Raw genomic sequence first — 18,713 nt, 5'->3', positions numbered from 1 at the left:
CGCGTCGCTGTCCATGAGCTGCCGGAAAGAACTCGGTCTCCTGGTCGCCGATCGTCTCCATCGCCCCGGCCATCCGCGACGGGCTGGTGCGGGTGTCGGGGATCGACCCGAAGGGGATGGAGTTGGCCTACGGCCGGCGGATCTTCCACCGCTACGCCGTCACCTCCAAGGACGCACTCGCCTTGCTCGACGACCTGGTCGAGGGCATGGAAGCCCGCAAGGCCGAACACGCCGGACGCGTCCGCACCGTGCCGATCTCGCGGGAGCACCCGTTGGAGCTGCTGGAGTTCGACGAGATCGGCGCCCTGATCCGCTACGTCGGCGACCGCAAAACCCGCGAAGCCATCACCGAACGCGTCGCCCTCCTAACGACGCAGGGTCGGGCGCTCGGCTACACCGTGCGCGGCTACGTGCAGGAACCCACCAAAGACACCGTCCCCGTCCGCGAGCTGTTCCCGCGCCGCATCTGCCTGCGCGTCGCCTCCAAGAGCCACGTGGCGATGGTGCTCGGCGAACACGCCTATGACCGCGGCGCCTGGGCCAACCGCATCGGCGAATCCGAGGCCGGCGTGGGCTTCCTGTTCGGCGAAGGCATCCGCGAACCTCTCCGCGTCCGTGCGGGCTGGGTGCCGGACGAGACGATCAAAGCCCTCGAAACGTTCGTCGCCGAGCCGACTTCGACCGGGACGGGCGAGCTGCTGACCCTGCCCGCCCGCGTCCCGGCCGCCGCTGGCGGTGTTGCATGAGCACACCCACCGACGCAACACCGGCTGTGGTCGATCACGACCAGCTCACCCGCGCGCAGAAGGCCCTGCTCGCCCTGACCGGGGACGTCGCCCGCCAGCTCGCCGAGGACCACGGCGTGTGCGTGCGCCCACTCGCAATGCGCCGGATCGATCTCACCACGGGTCGCGTGGATGTCGTGCCGGTGCCGTGTGGGGCACGTCGGGAGGATCTGTGTCGGCCCTGCGCGGAGAAGAACCGGCGACTGCGCATGGCCCAGTGCCGCCAGGGTTGGCACCTCGAGGAAGAACCCGTCCCCGCCCGGCCGGACCCCACCGCGGAGCAGAAGCAGCTGCTCGCCGCGCGGGCAGACCTGCACGCCGCCTACCAGGCCGCCCGCGCCGACGGGGACGACGAGGAATGTGAGGAGATCCGAGAGACCGTCGCTGAACTGGACGACGCCCTCCGCGCTGCGGGAGTCACCGGCCGGCTCGAACCACTCGACCCGCCGGACAAGCCCGCGCGCAAACGCTCAACCCGCCGACGTCAGGACGCACCCAACCTGCCGCGCCGTCCGGTGGAGAACAGGACAGTGGGCCGGGTGTTCGGAGGCCGCTACCGGCCCTCCACCTTCCTCACCCTCACCCTCGACTCCTACGGCCGCGTCGACAACAACGGGGCTGCGCTCGACCCCGACAGCTACGACTACCGGCGCGCCGCCCGGGACGCGATCCACTTCCCGAAGATCGTCAACCGGTTCTGGCAGAACACGCGCCGCTGCGTCGGCTGGGACGTGCAGTACTTCGGCACCGTCGAACCCCAACGCCGCGGCGCCCCGCACTTCCACGCCGCCATCCGCGGCACCATCCCCCGGGCTGAACTCCGCGCCATCGCCGCCGCCACCTACCACCAAGTCTGGTGGCCGGCGCACGACGTGCAGATCTACTCAGGGAACCACCTGCCGCGCTGGGACGACCGCGCCAAGGGCTTCGTCGACCCCGACACCCGCGAACCCCTGCCCACCTTCGACGAAGCCTGCGAAGACCTGACCCGCCCCGCCCACGTCGTGCAGTTCGGGACGCAGGTACACGTGAAAGGCATCCTCGGCGGCACCGAAGAAGCCGGCCGCCACATCGGCTACCTCACCAAATACCTGACCAAAGACGTCGCCCGCGCCGCCGGCATCGACGACAACGCCACCGAACGGATGCGCGCACACCACCGCCGACTCGTCGCCGAACTCCGCATCACACCCTGCTCGCCCCGCTGCCCGGTGTGGCTGCTCTACGGCATCCAACCCAAGGGCGCCCGCCTCTCCACCACGCCGGGACAGTGCAAGGGCAAGGCACACAAAGCCGAACACCTCGGCATCGCCGGACGCCGCGTTCTCGTCTCCCGCAAATGGTCGGGCAAGACCCTCGCCGACCACGCCACCGAACGCGCCCAGTTCGTTCGGCAACTCCTCGACAAGGCCGGCGTCCGCCCCGGCTACGCCGTCGACGACGGACCGTTCGAGTGGGAACGCACCAAGCCCGGTGATCCCGACGTCCCCACTCGACCTGCGCTTCTGCTGTCGGCGATCTCCGAACGCCAACGCTGGAAAGCCGACTATGAGGCCGCGCAGCTCGTCGCTAGTAGTCAGCTACCGGAGGGGGCGGCAGCGTGAAGCGATCGGCAACCGGGGTGCGGGGAGCGACGGAGCATCTGACGGTGGATCAGGTGTGTGCGGAGCTGCAGATAGCCCGATCGACCTTCTACCAGTGGCGGCAGGTCCGGAAGGGCCCGCGCTGCATCCGGCTCCCGAACGGGGCAATCCGCATCCGCCGAGCCGATTTCGACGCCTGGCTTGCTGCGCTCGGAGACGTGGCATGAGCGGCCGTGACGGCGCTACCTACGACGTGCGGGTGTGGGGAGTGACGAAGCGCGCCTGGCGGAGCGGCACGACATACCGGGTTCGGTGGGTCGTCGGGCGGAAGGAGTGGCACGACAGCTTCACCACGCGCGCGCTCGCCGAGAGCTTCCGCGCTGATCTGCTGAGTCTGGCCAGGCAGGGCGAACCGTTCGATGTGGCTACCGGCCGGCCAGTCTCCTGGCAACCGGAAGATCTGGCGCTGACAAGCTGGTACGAGCACGCGTGCACCTATGTCGACATGAAGTGGCCGCACGCGGCCGGCAAGAGCCGCCAAGGCATCGCCGAGTCACTTGCCACGGTGACACCGGCGTTGCTCTCCTCGACCAAGAGCAGGCCGGCGGATACGACCATGCGGGCCGTGCTCTATGGATGGTCGTTCAACGCTCGACGTCGTGCGGCGGGTCCGCCTCCGGGGGAACTGATCCGCGCACAACGATGGATCGCGGCGCACACACGACCCGTCGCTGATCTCGCCGACCTGGCGGTGCTGAGACCCGCCCTCGACGCCCTCGCGCTGCGGATGGATGGAAAGCCGGCGGCCGCGGCCACGGTGAGCCGCAAGCGGGCGATCTTCTACAACGCGGTCGAGTACGCCGTGGAGCTCGGGCACCTCACAGCCAACCCGATTGCGGCGATCAAATGGCGGGCACCGAAGGTCACGGAGGCCGTCAACCCGCGCGTCGTCATCAACCACGGCCAGGCGCGTGCGCTCCTCGCAGCTGTCCGGCGACTGCCCTCCGGTGACCGCCTGGTCGCGTTCTTCGCAGTCATGTACTACGCCGCGCTACGACCCGGTGAAGCAGTCGACTTGAGGAAGGAAGCGCTGTCGCTGCCGGCGAAGGGCTGGGGCGAGCTGTACCTGACCACCTCCGCGCCGTCCGCCGGCCGCTCATGGAGCCAGTCGGGCACTCGTCGTGAGCCCCGCCAGCTCAAGCACCGCGGCACAGAGGAAGTGCGGATCGTGCCGTCTCCGCCGGAGCTGACCGCGCTCCTACGCGAACACCTCGAGGAGCACGGCACAGCCCCCGACGGCCGGCTGTTCCGCGGTGTGCGAGGCGGCCCGCTCTCGGAAAGCCTCTACGGCCGGCTGTGGGCCTCCGCCCGAACCACGGCCTTCATTCCGGAGGAAGCCGCCTCACCGCTCGCTCGCCGCCCCTACGACCTCCGGCACGCGGCCGTGTCGACGTGGCTTAACGGAGGTGTGCCCGCTCCTCAGATAGCTGCCTGGGCCGGCCACAGCGTCGACGTCTTGCTTCGGGTCTACGCCAAGTGCATCGCTGGCCAGGACGACGCGCTCCGCCGACGGGTCGAGCAGGCTCTCCGGGACGGCGGTTCATGATCGCGTCCGTGATGCGTCCGTGGATACCCGTAACTGGTGGGATGCAGCCGGACACAGCCGGCCCACAGCAGAACGGCCCCTGTCCTGCGTTTCCGCAGTTCAGGGGCCGTTCCGCCTGGGTGTGGCAGGTGAAGGATTCGAACCTTCGTAGGCTAAGCCGACGGATTTACAGTCCGCTCCCTTTGGCCACTCGGGCAACCTGCCAGTGCGCCGTGGCGCGGGTATGAGGATACGACAGCGATGAACCGGGTCCAGCAGCGGCCCGGTCACCAAGGAGGCACGTGATGGCTGACCCGTCGTTCGACGTGGTGAGCAAGGTCGACCGGCAGGAGGTCGACAACGCCCTCAACCAGGCGGCGAAGGAGCTCTCGCAGCGCTTCGACTTCCGCGGGACGGGGACCTCGATCGCCTGGGCCGGTGAGGGGGCTCTGACGATCGAGTCGGAGACCGAGGAGCGGGCCATGGCGGCCGTCGAGGTCTTCAAGGAGAAGCTGATCAAGCGGAACATCTCGCTGAAGGCGTTCGAGGCCGGCGAGCCCGCGGTGTCCGGGAAGATCTACAAGGTCAACGGCAAGATCCTGCAGGGCATCGAGTCGGACAAGGCCAAGGAGATCAGCAAGGCCATCCGGGACGAGAAGCTGAAGGGCGTGCAGGCCCAGATCCAGGGCGACCAGCTGCGCGTGTCAGGCAAGAAGAAGGACGACCTGCAGGCCGTCATCGCGCTGCTCAAGGGCAAGGACTTCGGGATCGCCCTGCAGTTCACCAACTACCGGTAGGGCGACGATGAGCGTGACCGTCGGTGTGGCTGCCCCTGGCGAGCCGCACCGACGTCACGTCACCTTCAGAGAGTGATCAATACGATGCCCACGGTGACGATGATCGCCGCCGCGATGCGTGAGAGCCCGAAGCGCTCCTTCAGCACCACGGTCCCGATGATCGCTCCGAAGACGATGCTGCTCTCCCGGAGTGCGGCGACGGCGGCGGTCGCGCCGCTGGTCTGGGCGTAGAGCACGAGCCCGTAGGCGAGGAGGGAGACGAGCCCGCCGGCGAGGCCGCGCGTCATCGTCGAGCGGCTGGTCCCGGTCAGTAGGCCGCGGCCCCGGGCCATGAGCGCGATGACGGGCACCACCGGGCCCTGGAGCAGGAACATCCAGGCTGCGTAGACCGGCACGGCCGCCGTCGCCACCGCCTGGGCGTCGACGACGGTGTAGGCCGCGATGCATGCCCCCGTCGCCACCGCCGCGCCCAACGCGGGAAGCTGCGCCCGGGAGAAGCGACCGCCCTCGAGCGCCAGACTGATGAGCCCGGCCGACATGACGAGGACACCGACCAGCTGCCAGAGCGGCAGGGTCCGGCCGAGCACCGCGACCTCGATCACCACGACGAGCCACGGGGCCGTTCCGCGCGCCACCGGGTAGACCTGGCTGAACTCGCCGAGCTGGAAGCTGGTGAGCAGCAGCAGGTTGTAGGCGACGTGCAAGGCCGCCGAGGCCAGGATGAGCGGCCACACCGACGCAGGTGGCAGGCCGAGCCCGACGGCGACGGCCCCGCCGACAAGCGTGTAGGCGACCCCGATGAGGCCGAAGCCGACCAGCCGGTCCGGCACTGCGTGAGCCATCGCGTTCCACGTCGCGTGGAGCAGCGCGGCGAACAAGGTGATCGCGACGAACGCGCCACCGACTCCGGCGGACGGGTCGGTCGACGAGGCGAGGTCAGCGGTCAGAGGGGCAGTCACCACGGTGGCTCCTGGAGTCGATCCCACAAGAAAGTGGGCAGGTCGAACACGGAGCCCTCGGGGCTTTTATCCCGTCAGGTGTCGACCAGACGTCCAGGCGGACAGCCTCGCCGTGGCGCCGCTCGGTCCAGGCCTGGGCCGCCCTGATTGTCGGATGGGAGGCGGACGGTCAGCGGAACCCTAGGCGCAACCACATGCTGTTTCGGACCGTAACACGGCGGCTAGGCCGGGATCAGCGCCGCGACCGCAGCCGGGGACTCCACGTGGGCGTTGTGGCCGAGCCCGGGCAGGTCGACGGAGTTCGGGGCGAGCGCCAGCAGGTCGGCGGAGCTGACCATCGGGTCGTGCTCCCCCCGGGCCAGCACCACCGGGACGGGGGCCGCGGCGAGCAGGGCAGCGACACCCGGTTCGCCGACGCCGAAGGCGCGGGGGTCGAGGGTGGGGCGCCAGCGGCCGCCCTCCTCGACGACGCCCGCGGCCGCCGCCGGCTGGTCCGGCCCGACCAGGCCGTCGAGTCCGGCGACGCGCAGGTGGCGGGCTACGGCCTCGGCGCGGGTGTCGAAGCGCACGGGCTCCCGGGCGGCGACCTTCGCGGCGCGGGCGAGCTCGTCGTCGGTCCAGGCGACCTTGATCCCGAGTCCGACCACCGCACGGACGCCGGGGCGGCTCGCGAGGTGGAGCGCGACGACCCCGCCGAACGAGTGCCCGACGGCCACCGTGCCTGCGGGGTCGACCAGGTCGGCCACCGCTGCGGCCACCGCGGGGAACGTGTAGTGCGGCAGCGGATCCGACCCGCCGTGCCCGGGCAGGTCGGGCGCCACCCAGGCACGGTCGCCGAGAGCGTCCACGACCCCGTCCCACACCTCCGAGGTGGCGCCGAGCCCGTGCAGCAACAACACGACGGGGGCGCTGCCGCCGCCCCGGCGCACGCGGAGACCGGTCACGGCGCCAGCATCCCGCATCCGATCACTGCGCGGTGCACATCCAGTGGCCACCGTGCACACCGCAGGACGTGTGTGCGATGGCCATCAGGTGTGCGCGGTGGGGTCAGGCGCTGACCGGGGCCCGCGACTGCAGGCAGGCCTGGGCGTAGGCCGCCGGCGTCAGACCGACCGCCGTGGTGAAGTCGCGGATGAAGTGGGACTGGTCGAAGTAGCCCAGCTCGGCGGCGACCTCCGCCCACGGCCGGTGCTGCTCCCTGGCGAGCGCCGCCGCGGCCTCGTGCAGCCGGTAGCGGCGCAGCACCCACTTCGGGCTGACCCCGACGTAGCGTTGGAACAGCCGCTGCAGCGTGCGCGGGCTGATGCCGAACCGCTGGGTGACGTCGTCGACGCGGCTGATCGTGCGGTCGTGCAGCAGAGCCACGACGATCCGGCCGACCAGCTCCACCTGCGGGTCGTGCGGGGGCCTGCGCTCCCGAAGGAAGGCCTCGACCAGCCGGACGAGGTCGTCGACGCCGGGCGCCGCCGTCATCCGCGTGGCCAGCCGGTCTGCGGCGGGGCCCCACAGCTGCTCGGCCGGCAGCACCGCGTCGGTGATGTGGGAGACGGGCGCACGCAGGAACGGCAGGAAGGCTCCCGGCCGGAACTTCACGCCGAACACCCGGCCCGACTCGCGGTAGCCGTAGGTGAACCGGTCGCGGCCCACCCCCGAGACCGCCAGCCGCCCCCCGTCGAGCACGAGGTTGACGCACGGGTGCGGCAGCAGCGTGACCGACGCATCTTGCCCCGGCGGCAGATCCCAGGACACCAGCCAGTGGCGCTCGACGAGCCCGGCCAGATCGGGTGCGGGCGGAAATCGCTCCAGGGAGAAGCCGACATCGCGCACCCCGAGCAGGCCGGACTCACTCGTGGTGGGCGCAGCAGGCTCCGGCACAGGTCCAGCATGCCCGCCACCCCCGACAACTCCGAGAGCCGCGGCCCGGCCGGGGGTTCTGGAAGGGCCTGCTGAGGGGGCATGCTCACCCGGGTGGACGTCCGCCAGATCTACGCCCGGTGCAGCGCGGAGTTCGGCGCGCAGGTGCACGCCGTCGACGGTCGCTGGGACGCACCGACACCCCTTCCCGGCTGGACGGTGCGCGATCTGGTCCGCCATCTCGTCGAGGAGGAGCTGTGGGCGCCCCCGCTCTTCGCCGGAGCGACGATCGGGGAGGTCGGCTCCCGGTTCGAGGGCGACCTGCTCGGCGGCGACCCGGTGAGCGCATTCGACGACGCGGCCGCGCGGGCGCTGTCCGCCGTCTTCGCCGAGGGGGCGATGGACCGCGTCGTGCACCTGTCCTTCGGCGACCACCCCGGCCGCGAGTACGCCATGCAGCTCGCCGCCGACCACCTCGTCCACGCCGTCGACCTGGCTCGGGCGCTGGGGGCCGACGAGACGATGGACGCCGAGGCCGTCGCGGCCGTGCGGGCCTGGTTCGGCTCGATGGAGTCGACGTACCGGGAGATCGGGGTGATCGGCGCGCGGGTCGAGGTCGCGGCCGGAGCCGGGGCGCAGGCTGAGCTGCTCGCGATGATGGGACGGACGCCGTGAACGCGCTCGCGGGAGCGTCCCCGCCGGTTCAGGAAAGCCACTTTCCCGCCCTCTGAGGACAGGAAAGTGGCTTTCCTGAACTCCGGGGCGGCCCCTTCCGTCCCTTGACAAGATTTCTTGTCGGTGAGACCGTTCGCCCGTGCTGGAGATCGCGGTCATCGACGACCCTGCGGCGGCGGGGATCTCGCTCGACCCCGTCCGCGCCCGGCTGTTGGCCGAGCTGGTCGAGCCCGGGTCGGCCAGCAGTCTCGCGGCGAAGGTCGGCCTGCCCCGACAGAAGATCAACTATCACCTTCGCGCGCTGGAGCAGCACGGGCTCGTCGAGCTCGTGGAGGAACGACGCAAGGGCAACATGACCGAGCGGGTCATGCAGGCCACCGCGGCCAGCTACGTGATCTCGCCCGCCGCCCTCGGGGCCGTCGCCCCCGACCCCGGACGCACCCCCGATCGTCTCTCGGCACGCTGGCTGATCGCCGTCGCCGCCCGGACCGTGCGGGAGGTCGGTGACCTGCTCACCGGGGCCACGAAGGCGGGCAAGCGGCTGGCCACGTTTGCGATCGACGGCGAGGTCCGGTTCGGGTCCGCGGGTGACCGGGCCGCCTTCGCCGACGAGCTCGCGTCCGCGGTCACCGCGCTCGTGTCCAAGTACCACGACGACAGCGCTCCGGGAGGCCGCCCGTACCGGGTGGTCGTCGCGGTGCACCCGAGGACGCCCAGGGAGAAGCCATGACGGAACGGCGGCTGGAGCTCGACCTCGAGCTGGAGGCGGACCCGGAGGAGGTGTGGGAGGCGATCGCGACCGGGCCCGGGATCTCCGCCTGGTTCGTCCCCCAGCGGGTGGAGCCGCGCGAGGGTGGCGCGGTCGAACAGGACTACGGCAGCGGGTACGAGGCCTCCGGCCGCGTGACGGCGTGGGAGCCGGTGTCCGGCGAGGGACGCGGGCGGTTCGCCTACGGCTCCTTCGACCACCCCGAGGACGGGCGCCCCGACTACGCCTACGAGTTCATCGTGGAGGGCCGCGACGGCGGTGGCACGGTCCTGCGGTTCGTGCAGAGCGGGTTCCTCGACGGCACGGACTGGGACGGCGAGTACGACAGCTTCGACGCCGGGTGGCGCCTGTTCTTCACCAACCTGCGCAGCTACCTCGAGCACTTCGCGGGGCAGCGGGTGCAGAACGTCGTGACGATGGGCTACACGGCCGGGTCGGCGTCCGAGGTGTGGCCGGTGCTGCATCGCGCGCTCGGACTGGGCGGCCATCCCGCCGTCGGCACCGAGGTCACCCTCGCCCCTGACGGGCCGGCCCCGATCGCCGGCGTGGTGGACGTCGCGAACGAGGAGTTCCTCGGCGTGCGCTCTGCTGGCGGCCTGCACCGCATCGGGGCCGAGGGAGCCGACGGGTGCGGGGTGAGCGCCTACCACTACTTCTACGGAGAGCCGGTGGACGCCCCAGCGCTCACCGCCGACTGGCAGGAGTGGCTGACGCGTCTCTTCCCGGTGCCCGCCGGAAGCCCCGAGCACCGCTGAGCGAGCGCTCAGGGGCGCCCGAGGCGCATCTGCTCCAGCCTGCGGATCCGCTCCTGCAGAGGCGGGTGGGTGGAGAACAGCCTGGTCATCTGCTCGCCCGTCCGGAACGGGCTGGCGATCATGAGGTGGGACTGGGACATCAGCTGTGGCTCAGGGGGCAGCGGCGCAAGCTGGGTGCCACGCTCGAGCTTGCGCAGGGCGGAGGCCAGCGCCAGCGGGTCGCCAGTGAGAGCGGCGCCGCTCGCGTCGGCCTGGAACTCCCGCGAACGGCTCACGGCCATCTGGACGAGCCCGGCCGCGACGGGCCCGAGCAGCGCGATCAGCAGCAGCGCCAGCGGGTTGGGCCGCTCCTCGTCGCCACCGCCGAACAGGCCGGCGAACATGGCGATGTTGGCCAGCAGGCTCACCATCGACGCGAGCGCCCCGGCCACCGAGGAGATGAGGATGTCGCGGTTGTAGACGTGGCTCAGCTCGTGGCCCAGCACCGCGCGCAGCTCCCGCTCGTCGAGCAGGGCCAGCAGTCCGGTGGTGGCGCACACGGCGGCGTGCCGCGGGCTACGACCGGTGGCGAACGCGTTGGGGGCCGCGGTGGGCGAGATGTAGAGGCGGGGCATCGGCTGGCGGGCGGTGCGCGAGAGCTCGCGCACGATCCGGTACATGGCCGGGTGCTCCGCCTCGGTGATGGGCCGCGCGTGCATGGCGCGCAGCGCGAGCTTGTCGGAGTTGAAGAACGCATAGCCGTTCATCGCCAGTGCGACCACGAACGCGATGAGCAGCCCGCCGCGGCCGAACAGCGACCCGACGAGCAGCACCAGCGCGCTCAGACCGCCCAGCAGCAGCGCTGTCTTCAACCCGTTCATCGACCTGTGCACTTCGGGTCCTTCCTGTCCCGATCCGTGAACGAACAACGACCGGGTCGTGTTCCGGAGGCGTGGCCGAGCCCGACGTGACGGGCGTGACGGCGCGCTCGGGCCGTCCCCGGAGCAAGATGCGCCCATGGCCACCGCAGTCCACAGCGAGATCACCAACCGGGTCGCCGTCCTCACCCTGTCGAACCCGGAACGGCGCAACGCGATGAACATCGAGCTGTCCGAGAAGCTCGCCGACGCGGTGCGGTCCGCCACCGCGGACGACGGTGTCGGCGCGATCGTGATCACAGGCGAGGACCCGGCGTTCTGTGCCGGCGGCGACCTGGGCGAGCTCGCCAAGGCCGACCCGGCGACGCTGCATACCGTCTACGCCGGGTTCCTCGCCGTCGCCGAGTGCCCGCTGCCGACCCTCGCCGCCGTGAACGGCGCGGCCGTCGGTGCGGGGCTGAACCTCGCGCTGGCCTGCGACCTGCGCCTCGCCGGCCCCCGCGCGAAGTTCGACGCGCGGTTCCTGCCGCTGGGGCTGCACCCCGGCGGCGGCTACACCTGGATGGTGCAGCGCGTGCTCGGCCCGCAGGGAGCGGCGGCGCTCACCCTGTTCGGTGATGTATTCGACGCCGAGGAGGCCGCCCGGATCGGGCTCGTGCACCGGGCGGTGGACGACGTGGTGGCGGCTGCCGTCGAGCTGGCGGGCCGGGCCGCGGCGGCGCCCGCCGACCTGGTGCGCACCACGAAGGCCACGCTGCGCCTGACCGCGGGCATGGCGACGCAGGCAGAGGCCGTCGAGGTGGAGGTGCGCGCCCAGGCCGCCTCGGTGCACTCCGACGAGTTCCAGCAGCGGCTCGCCGCCCTGCAGACGAAGATCAGCAGGTCCAGCCGCGATCAAAACGGGTAACAAGGACATACACGCCCGCGAACCGTGAGGTGTGACGTCGAACGGGGTGCAAGGACACCCATACGTACCGGGAGTTAACCTCGCAAGGCACCCCGAGCAAGCCCCCTCGACCCGAGGACCGACCTCGAATGACTTCTGACACCGCCGTCGACCAGTCCTCAACACACTCCGGCGGCGGCAGGCCGGTGATTCAGCGCGACCGCGTCGTCATCCGCTTCGCAGGTGACTCCGGCGACGGCATGCAGCTCACCGGCGACCGATTCACCTCGGAGACCGCCGCATTCGGCAACGACCTGTCGACCCTGCCGAACTTCCCGGCGGAGATCCGGGCCCCTGCCGGCACGCTGCCGGGCGTCTCGTCGTTCCAGCTGCACTTCGCGAACTACGACATCCTGACCCCCGGCGACCGGCCCGACGTCCTCGTCGCGATGAACCCCGCGGCGTTGAAGTCCAACGTCATCGACCTGCCCGCCGGTGGGGTGTTGATCGTCAACACCGACGAGTTCACCAAGCGGAACCTCACGAAGGTCGGCTACGAGACCAACCCCCTCGAGGACGGTTCCCTCGAGCGCTTCTCGGTGTTCCCCGTCGCGATGGCCACGCTCACCCGCGGCGCCCTCGAGGAGACCGGGCTGTCGAAGAAGGACGCGGAGCGCGCGAAGAACATGTTCGCGCTCGGCCTGCTGTCCTGGATGTACCACCGTCCGCACGAGGGCACCGAGCGGTTCCTGCGCGAGAAGTTCGCCCGGCGTCCCGATCTGGCCGAGGCCAACATCCTCGCGTTCCGGGCGGGCCACGCCTACGGCGAGACCACCGAGTCGTTCGCGGTGACCTACGAGGTGGCCCCGGCGAAGCTAGACGTGGGCACCTACCGGCAGATCACCGGCAACACCGCGCTCGCCTACGGGATCGTCGCGGCCGGCCGGCTCAGCGGGCTGTCCGTGTTCCTCGGCTCGTACCCGATCACGCCGGCGTCGGACATCCTCCACGAGCTGTCCAAGCACAAGTCGTTCAACGTCACCACCTTCCAGGCGGAGGACGAGATCTCGGGCGTCGGTTCGGCGCTCGGCGCGGCGTTCGGCGGCGCGCTGGGGGTCACCACCACGTCGGGTCCCGGGCTCGCACTCAAGTCCGAGACCATCGGGCTGGCGGTGGCCCTGGAGCTCCCGATGCTGGTCGTCGACGTGCAGCGCGGCGGCCCGTCCACCGGTCTGCCCACCAAGACCGAGCAGGCCGACCTGCTGCAGGCCATGTTCGGACGCAACGGCGAGGCCCCGGTGCCGATCGTCGCGCCGCGCTCGCCGGCCGACTGCTTCGACGCCACGCTGGAGGCGGTGCGCATCGCCGTCACCTATCGCACACCGGTGCTGCTGATGTCCGACGGTTCGCTGGCCAACGGCTCCGAACCGTGGAAGGTGCCCGACGCCACCACGCTCGAGTCCATCGACCCCCAGTTCGCCACCGAGCCGAACGCGCCCAACGGGTCCGACGAGTTCTGGCCCTACCTGCGCGACGACGACACGCTCGCCCGGCCGTGGGCCATCCCGGGCACACCGGGGCTGGAACACCGCATCGGTGGCCTGGAGAAGGCCGACGGCCGCGGCTCGATCTCCTACGACCCGGACAACCACGACCGGATGGTCCGGCTGCGCGCCGCGAAGATCAGCGGCATCTCGGTGCCCGACCTCGAGGTGGACGACCCCACCGGCGACGCGGAGCTGCTGGTGCTGGGCTGGGGCTCCACCTACGGTCCGATCGGGGCAGGCGCCCGCCGGGTCCGCGGCATGGGCAAGAAGGTCGCCCAGGCCCACCTGCGCAACCTGAACCCGCTGCCCGCCAACCTGGGCGAGGTGCTCTCCCGGTACCGCACCGTGCTGGTGCCCGAGATGAACCTCGGACAGCTGTCGGTGCTGCTGCGGGCGCGCTACCTGGTGGACGTCAAGAGCTACACGAAGGTCTCCGGCCTGCCCTTCAAGGCCGAAGAGCTGCAGGACCTGTTCCTCGACTACCTCAACCCGCACAGCATCGAGCCGATTCGCATCAATGGGGTGCACGCATGACCGCGATCGACCTCGGGCTCCCGCAGCTCGGCGGCCTCGACGGAGTTCCGACCACCGACGAGAAGCAGACGGCCAAGGACTTCACCTCCGACCAGGAGGTGCGCTGGTGCCCCGGCTGCGGTGACTACGCCGTGCTGGCCGCGGTCCGCCAGTTCCTCCCCACGCTGGGCATCAAGCGTGAGAACACGGTGTTCGTATCGGGGATCGGATGCTCCTCGCGGTTCCCGTACTACCTCAACACCTACGGGATGCACTCGATCCACGGGCGCGCCCCCGCCATCGCGACCGGTCTCGCCGTCACCCGCCCCGACCTGTCGGTGTGGGTCGTGACCGGCGACGGCGACGCGCTGTCGATCGGCGGCAACCACCTGATCCACGCGCTGCGCCGCAACGTCAACCTCAAGATCCTGCTGTTCAACAACCGGATCTACGGCCTGACGAAGGGCCAGTACTCGCCCACCAGCGAAGAGGGCAAGGTCACCAAGTCCACCCCCATGGGGTCGGTCGACCACCCGTTCAACCCGATCTCGCTGGCCCTCGGCGCCGAGGCCACGTTCGTCGGCCGGGCGCTCGACTCCGACCGCAAGGGCCTCACCGAGGTGCTCGGCGCGGCCGCCGCGCACCGGGGCACCGCGCTGGTCGAGATCTTCCAGGACTGCCCGATCTTCAACGACGGCAGCTTCGACGTGCTCCGCAAGGGCGACGAGGCCACCGAGCGGCTCATCCCGGTGCGTCACGGCGAGCCGATCCGGTTCGGCCCGGAGGCCGAGGACGGACTGGGCAGCTACGCCGTCGTCCAGGACGGGTTCGGCCTGGGAGTCGCGAAGGTCGCCGAGGTCGGCGCCGACCGTGTGGTCGTCCACGACGCCACCGACCACAACCTGGCGTTCGCGCTGTCGCGGCTGTCCGACCAGAACCTCACCCACACCGTCACCGGCATCTTCCGCAACGCCGACCGCACCACCTACGACGACGCCGCCCGCGCGCAGGTGGACGAGGCCCGCCGCACCAGGACGGCCGACCTGCAGGCGCTGCTCAACGGCCGCGACACCTGGACCGTCGACGGCTGACACTCCTCCCGTCCTGCCAGCAGCCACCGCCCGAGCCGGGCGGTGGCTGTTCGCTTTCGCCCGAAGCCGTTGGGCGCGATCAGGTACGCCTCCCATCGGGTGACTTCATGTCAACTCTGCGTAGATCACGGCGTGCCGCGAAGGCATTTTCTTCCACACAATTGCCACGATCGGACGCGTAACTTAACTAAAAGTACTGCACTAATCCGATGGTGTTACCCGATTTGGTGGCGCTTGGATTACCCGATACATTCACCTCAGTCAGCGATGGCTCCCCGCCGAAGGCCGCTGACTCGGAGCGTCGGCATTGCATGTCGACACATCAATGAGGAGACGTCTGTGCTGAAGAAGCTTGGAATGGTGGCTGCTGTCGCCACCGCCGGCATGCTCGCCCTGAGTCCGTTGGCGTTCGCGGGTGACAAGGATGACCACGGCGACCGCTCGCACGACCGCAGCACCAGCAGGAGCAGCAGCGACACCTCGGTGGCCGTGGAGGACAACAGCGTCCAGCGCAACCAGGTCAACGTCTGTGAGTTCGACCAGGACTCGTCCGCCGTGGGTGGCCTGGCCGGCCCGATCCTGCCGCTGCCGACCCAGATCCAGATGCTGAACTGCGTCAACATCGGTGACGGTAGCTCCCTTGTCGCCCCGCTCGCACCGGGCGCGCCGCTGCCGCTGCTGGGCGGCTGAGCGATCAGCAACACATAGCAGCACGAATACCAGAAAGGGCCCGGACCATTGGTCCGGGCCCTTTCTCGTGCGCCCGCGTCCTCGATTGCATGGGCCACTCCGACCCCAGCAGGCGGAGACCTTTGCGCAACACCCGGCGGGCCGGCAATAGTCCCCGAATCGCTCTGGCTGGACGCTTCGCCAACTCCCACTGGAGCCGGGCCTCGTCGGCCCTGTACGCGCTTGCCAGGACCCCACCCGGACCGATCCTGTTCAGCCTGTGTGCGACGCCGACCGGCCTGATCCGCGCGCCTCCAGGAACGTCAGCCGGGCAAGCCGCGGCATCGGACACGAAGACCCCGGGTGCAACCCGGGGTCTTCGTCATCGGCGGGGCACATCGATCAGGCAGATGCACACCGCGGAACCGCGGCCAGGACAGCTCGGGAACGCTCGAGCCATGACCGGAACGCAAAGGGGGAGGGCCCGGACCATGTGGTCCGGGCCCTCCCGTGGATCACCCTGCTACAGAGATATCAGGGGGCCACAGCGGCAGGCGGAACGGGAGCCGGCGTGGGCAGGGCGTCGTCGTCGTCCTCCGCCTCGGCACCGTCACCGAGGTTGACACAGTTGCCGTTCTGGTCCTGCGAGATCAGCGGCAGGATCGCGCCGACGAGACCGGGCGTCACAGTGGAGTCCTGGTCGAAGGAGCAGAGGTTGACCTGGTTCCGCTCGACGCTGTCATCCTCGAATGCGAACAGGGTCGACTGGCTACCCCGGTCGTCACGGTCACGGTCACGGTCGCCGCGGTCGTAGTCGTGCGCGAACGCCAGCGGGCTCAGCGCGAGCATGCCGGCGGTGGCGGCGGCCGCCATGATTCCAACCTTCTTCAGCACAGACGTCTCCTCATTGATGTGTCGACATGCAATGCCGACGCTCCGAGTCAGCAGCGTTGGCGGGGAGCCTCCGCTGACCGAGATGAATCTATCGCTCATTACAGGCGAATTCAAATCCCGTAACACCATCGGATTAAGACAGTACTATCGGTTAAGTTACGCATCTGATGGTGCGTAATTGTCCGGGAGTTCTCGCACCCCCGAACACCGTTGTTCTACACAGCGTGAGTATCTTCCTCGGCGATCCCACCCGAACGAAGGACGTAACCAATCGGCTCGGCAAGGCGTGAACCGGCCGAACGACAAGATGACCCCGAGCCGCCGGGCTCGGGGCCTTCGAATGCCGGACGGAGTGCGCTGTCGCGCAGACGAGGAGGGCCCGGGCCTATGGCCCGGGCCCTCCTCTTGCTCTTGCTATGTGCTGTCCGACCCCAGGATCAGGGGATCACGGGCGGCACGACCGGCGGCACCACCGGCGGCACGACCGGCGCCGGGATCACCTCGGCCTCGGGCGAGTACTCGGAGGCATCTCCGACATTGACGCAGTTGTTGTTCTGGTCCTGGGAGACCCCCGGCAGGATCGCCCCGACGACCGTGGACGGCAGGATGGTCGAATCCTGGTCGAACTCGCAGAGGTTGACCTGGTTCCGCTCGATACTGTCGTTCTCGAACGCGAACGCGGTCACCTCGTTGCGGTCGCGGTCGCGGTCACCAGGGCCGTCTCCGAAACCCTGCGCGAACGCCAGCGGGCTCAGGGCAAGCATCCCGGCGGTGGCAGCAGCTGCCACCATTCCAACCTTCTTCAGCACAGACGTCTCCTCATTGATGGTCGACATGCAATGCCGACGCTCCATGTCAGCAGCTTGGGCGGGGAGCCTCCACTGACCGCGGTGAACGTATCCTGCATTCCGCCCAAATTCAATTGCGCCACACCATCGGATTAACAAAGTACTGTCAGTGAAGATACGTATCTGATCGGGCTGAATCTTTTCGGGCAGTTTCTGCCGACCCGACGTCTCCGTTCCACGGAGAGTGGTGACGGCCCACCCGAAGGTGGCGTGACCATCGGAGGACGGCCATCCCAGGAAGCTCGTGGGACCTGCCCCCGCTGCCGCGGCAGCCTGCGGGGCGGGAGGTCCAGGCACGAAGAAGGGTCCGGACCCGTGGTCCGGACCCTTCCCCGCACCGACAGCGGGAGGTCTGTCAGATCTCGGGCGGGAGGATCGGCGGGATGATCGGCGGAATGATCGGCGGGATGACCGGCGGAACCACCGGCGGAACGACCGGCACGGCAGGAACGTCGTCGTCCGGCGGCGTGTACTCCGAGTCGTCGCCGACATTCACGCAGTTGCCGTTCTGGTCCTGGGTGATCAGCGGCAGGACCGCGCCGACAGGACCGGGCGTCACCGTGGAGTCCTGGTCGAAGGAGCAGCGGTTGATCTGGTTCCGCTCGACACTGTTGTCCTCGAACCAGAACCTGGTCGACTGGTTGCCGCCACGGTCGCGATCGCGGTCGCCACGGCCGCCGTCATAGCCCTGCGCGAATGCCAACGGACCCAGCGCGAGCATGCCGGCGGTGGCGGCAGCCGTGACGATTCCAACCTTCTTCAGCACAGACGTCTCCTCATCGTGTGTCGACAGCCCTAGCTCGGTCGAGGATCTTTCGCTGACCGATGGGAAAGCTACCCGCACAGCGTGCGCATTCAATTCGCACCACACCATCGGATTACCAGGATCCGACCGATGCCCGCAGGTGACGTGGCCGTCGGGGCGAGTCGGGGCGACGAGCTCGCGCCGGCCCCACACAACACGAAGGCCCCGGGTGCTGAGCCGGGGCCTTCGTCGTTTACACCAGGAGACGCAGTGTATATGTAACTCGACCTGCGGCCGGATGTACAGTGGAGTTCGGGCAACCATCCGATCGGGTGCATTCGTCGCTCTCCGCGCTCGACCAATCGGGGATACTACTTTTCGCACAAACGCAGAAGAAGGGCCCGGACAATGGTCCGGGCCCTTCCCCTTGCTTACTGGCTATGAATCAGCCGGCGAGCAGGACGGGCACCACGGGCACGACGGGCACGGCCGGCGGGATGACCTCGGCCGGAGCCTCGTACTCGGAGCCGTCGCCGACATTGACACAGTTGTTGTTCTGGTCCTGCGAGATCAGCGGCAGGATCGGGCCGGCGAGGGCCGGCGTCACGACGGAGTCCTGGTCGAAGGAGCAGAGGTTGACCTGGTTCCGCTCTTCGCTGCTGTCCTGGAACCCGAACGCGGTGGACTCGTTACCGCGGTCACGGTCCCGGTCGCCACGGCCTCCCTCGTAACCCTGCGCGAACGCCAGCGGGCTCAGCGCAAGCACGCCGGCAGTAGCGGCGGCCGCTACGATTCCAACCTTCTTCAGCACAGACGTCTCCTCATTGATGTGTCGACTTAGAACGTCGACGCTCCGAGTCAGCGCTTCAGGGGGAGCCCTCGCCGACTGGGGTGAATCTAG

At 69.5% G+C, this 18,713-nt stretch carries 19 protein-coding genes, 1 tRNA gene and 1 pseudogene; 12 read left to right on the top strand and 9 right to left on the bottom strand.

What is annotated here, in order from left to right:
* Positions 1–20 precede the first annotated feature (20 nt).
* The 4 genes and pseudogenes from HF577_RS03765 to HF577_RS03750 all read left to right on the top strand — a co-directional run.
* Positions 21–746, top strand: a pseudogene (locus HF577_RS03765) (cell division protein FtsK); the annotation flags it as partial.
* Positions 743–2,389 carry a replication initiator gene (locus tag HF577_RS03760; RefSeq protein ID WP_169394301.1) on the top strand — a complete coding sequence of 549 codons (1,647 nt, stop codon included), beginning with the start codon at positions 743–745 and terminating at the stop codon, positions 2,387–2,389. The pseudogene HF577_RS03765 and the gene HF577_RS03760, both read left to right, overlap by 4 nt.
* Complete coding sequence (locus HF577_RS03755) at positions 2,386–2,595, top strand: helix-turn-helix transcriptional regulator (protein WP_169394300.1); 210 nt, start codon at positions 2,386–2,388, stop codon at positions 2,593–2,595. The genes HF577_RS03760 and HF577_RS03755 overlap by 4 nt, the downstream gene beginning before the upstream one ends.
* Positions 2,592–3,974: a tyrosine-type recombinase/integrase gene (locus tag HF577_RS03750; protein WP_169394299.1), complete on the top strand. Its 1,383-nt coding sequence runs from the start codon at positions 2,592–2,594 to the stop codon at positions 3,972–3,974. Before HF577_RS03755 ends, HF577_RS03750 begins: the two co-directional genes overlap by 4 nt.
* Positions 3,975–4,096: 122 nt before the next feature.
* On the opposite strand, the gene HF577_RS03745 is transcribed toward HF577_RS03750, so the two are convergent.
* A tRNA-Tyr gene (locus tag HF577_RS03745) sits at positions 4,097–4,178 on the bottom strand.
* Between the two features lie 80 nt (positions 4,179–4,258).
* Here HF577_RS03745 and HF577_RS03740 point away from each other — a divergent pair.
* Positions 4,259–4,750 (top strand): YajQ family cyclic di-GMP-binding protein, encoded by a 492-nt coding sequence (locus HF577_RS03740; protein ID WP_169394298.1) that lies wholly within the window; start codon positions 4,259–4,261, stop codon positions 4,748–4,750.
* Positions 4,751–4,815: 65 nt separating this feature from the next.
* Here HF577_RS03740 and HF577_RS03735 read toward each other — a convergent pair whose 3' ends face one another.
* From HF577_RS03735 to HF577_RS39580, 3 genes are all read right to left on the bottom strand, one after another.
* On the bottom strand, positions 4,816–5,712 hold the full coding sequence (locus HF577_RS03735) for an EamA family transporter (RefSeq protein ID WP_312858923.1): 897 nt from the start codon (positions 5,710–5,712) through the stop codon (positions 4,816–4,818).
* A 218-nt stretch (positions 5,713–5,930) separates the two neighbouring features.
* Positions 5,931–6,653: an alpha/beta fold hydrolase gene (locus HF577_RS03730; protein WP_169394297.1), complete on the bottom strand. Its 723-nt coding sequence runs from the start codon at positions 6,651–6,653 to the stop codon at positions 5,931–5,933.
* A 103-nt stretch (positions 6,654–6,756) separates the two neighbouring features.
* Positions 6,757–7,584 (bottom strand): AraC family transcriptional regulator, encoded by an 828-nt coding sequence (locus HF577_RS39580; RefSeq protein ID WP_169394296.1) that lies wholly within the window; start codon positions 7,582–7,584, stop codon positions 6,757–6,759.
* 81 nt (positions 7,585–7,665) lie between these two features.
* Between HF577_RS39580 and HF577_RS03720 the strand changes: the two genes are divergently transcribed.
* The 3 genes from HF577_RS03720 (at position 7,666) to HF577_RS03710 (ending at position 9,762) form a co-directional block, all read left to right on the top strand.
* Positions 7,666–8,238 (top strand): TIGR03086 family metal-binding protein, encoded by a 573-nt coding sequence (locus HF577_RS03720; protein WP_211173747.1) that lies wholly within the window; start codon positions 7,666–7,668, stop codon positions 8,236–8,238.
* 139 nt (positions 8,239–8,377) lie between these two features.
* Complete coding sequence (locus HF577_RS03715) at positions 8,378–8,968, top strand: ArsR/SmtB family transcription factor (RefSeq protein WP_312858922.1); 591 nt, start codon at positions 8,378–8,380, stop codon at positions 8,966–8,968.
* Positions 8,965–9,762 carry an SRPBCC family protein gene (locus HF577_RS03710; RefSeq protein WP_169394295.1) on the top strand — a complete coding sequence of 266 codons (798 nt, stop codon included), beginning with the start codon at positions 8,965–8,967 and terminating at the stop codon, positions 9,760–9,762. The genes HF577_RS03715 and HF577_RS03710 overlap by 4 nt, the downstream gene beginning before the upstream one ends.
* Before the next feature lie 8 nt (positions 9,763–9,770).
* On the opposite strand, the gene htpX is transcribed toward HF577_RS03710, so the two are convergent.
* Positions 9,771–10,634: a zinc metalloprotease HtpX gene (gene htpX / locus HF577_RS03705; protein WP_169394294.1), complete on the bottom strand. Its 864-nt coding sequence runs from the start codon at positions 10,632–10,634 to the stop codon at positions 9,771–9,773.
* A 124-nt stretch (positions 10,635–10,758) separates the two neighbouring features.
* Here htpX and HF577_RS03700 point away from each other — a divergent pair, with 124 nt between their 5' ends.
* The 4 genes from HF577_RS03700 (at position 10,759) to HF577_RS03685 (ending at position 15,346) form a co-directional block, all read left to right on the top strand.
* Entirely contained in the window at positions 10,759–11,526 is a 768-nt protein-coding gene (locus tag HF577_RS03700; RefSeq protein WP_169394293.1) for an enoyl-CoA hydratase, read from the top strand.
* A 128-nt stretch (positions 11,527–11,654) separates the two neighbouring features.
* Positions 11,655–13,586 carry a 2-oxoacid:acceptor oxidoreductase subunit alpha gene (locus HF577_RS03695; RefSeq protein ID WP_169394292.1) on the top strand — a complete coding sequence of 644 codons (1,932 nt, stop codon included), beginning with the start codon at positions 11,655–11,657 and terminating at the stop codon, positions 13,584–13,586.
* Positions 13,583–14,656 carry a 2-oxoacid:ferredoxin oxidoreductase subunit beta gene (locus tag HF577_RS03690; RefSeq protein WP_169394291.1) on the top strand — a complete coding sequence of 358 codons (1,074 nt, stop codon included), beginning with the start codon at positions 13,583–13,585 and terminating at the stop codon, positions 14,654–14,656. Before HF577_RS03695 ends, HF577_RS03690 begins: the two co-directional genes overlap by 4 nt.
* Before the next feature lie 339 nt (positions 14,657–14,995).
* On the top strand, positions 14,996–15,346 hold the full coding sequence (locus tag HF577_RS03685; protein WP_169394274.1) for a hypothetical protein: 351 nt from the start codon (positions 14,996–14,998) through the stop codon (positions 15,344–15,346).
* A gap of 513 nt (positions 15,347–15,859) precedes the next feature.
* Here HF577_RS03685 and HF577_RS03680 read toward each other — a convergent pair.
* The 4 genes from HF577_RS03680 to HF577_RS03665 form a co-directional block, all read right to left on the bottom strand.
* Positions 15,860–16,219: a hypothetical protein gene (locus HF577_RS03680; protein ID WP_169394273.1), complete on the bottom strand. Its 360-nt coding sequence runs from the start codon at positions 16,217–16,219 to the stop codon at positions 15,860–15,862.
* A 437-nt stretch (positions 16,220–16,656) separates the two neighbouring features.
* Positions 16,657–17,028, bottom strand: a complete 372-nt coding sequence (locus tag HF577_RS03675; RefSeq protein ID WP_169394272.1) for a hypothetical protein — start codon at positions 17,026–17,028, stop codon at positions 16,657–16,659.
* Between the two features lie 394 nt (positions 17,029–17,422).
* On the bottom strand, positions 17,423–17,941 hold the full coding sequence (locus tag HF577_RS03670; protein ID WP_169394290.1) for a hypothetical protein: 519 nt from the start codon (positions 17,939–17,941) through the stop codon (positions 17,423–17,425).
* Positions 17,942–18,257: 316 nt separating this feature from the next.
* Positions 18,258–18,623 carry a hypothetical protein gene (locus HF577_RS03665; RefSeq protein WP_169394271.1) on the bottom strand — a complete coding sequence of 122 codons (366 nt, stop codon included), beginning with the start codon at positions 18,621–18,623 and terminating at the stop codon, positions 18,258–18,260.
* Positions 18,624–18,713: the final 90 nt, after the last annotated feature.

It is taken from the genome of Pseudonocardia xinjiangensis (assembly GCF_012911925.1).
GTDB classification, from domain to species: Bacteria; Actinomycetota; Actinomycetes; order Mycobacteriales; family Pseudonocardiaceae; genus Pseudonocardia; species Pseudonocardia xinjiangensis.
The sequence above is the reverse complement of the archived record's forward strand: the minus strand, read 5'-3'. Positions and strand labels throughout refer to the sequence as shown.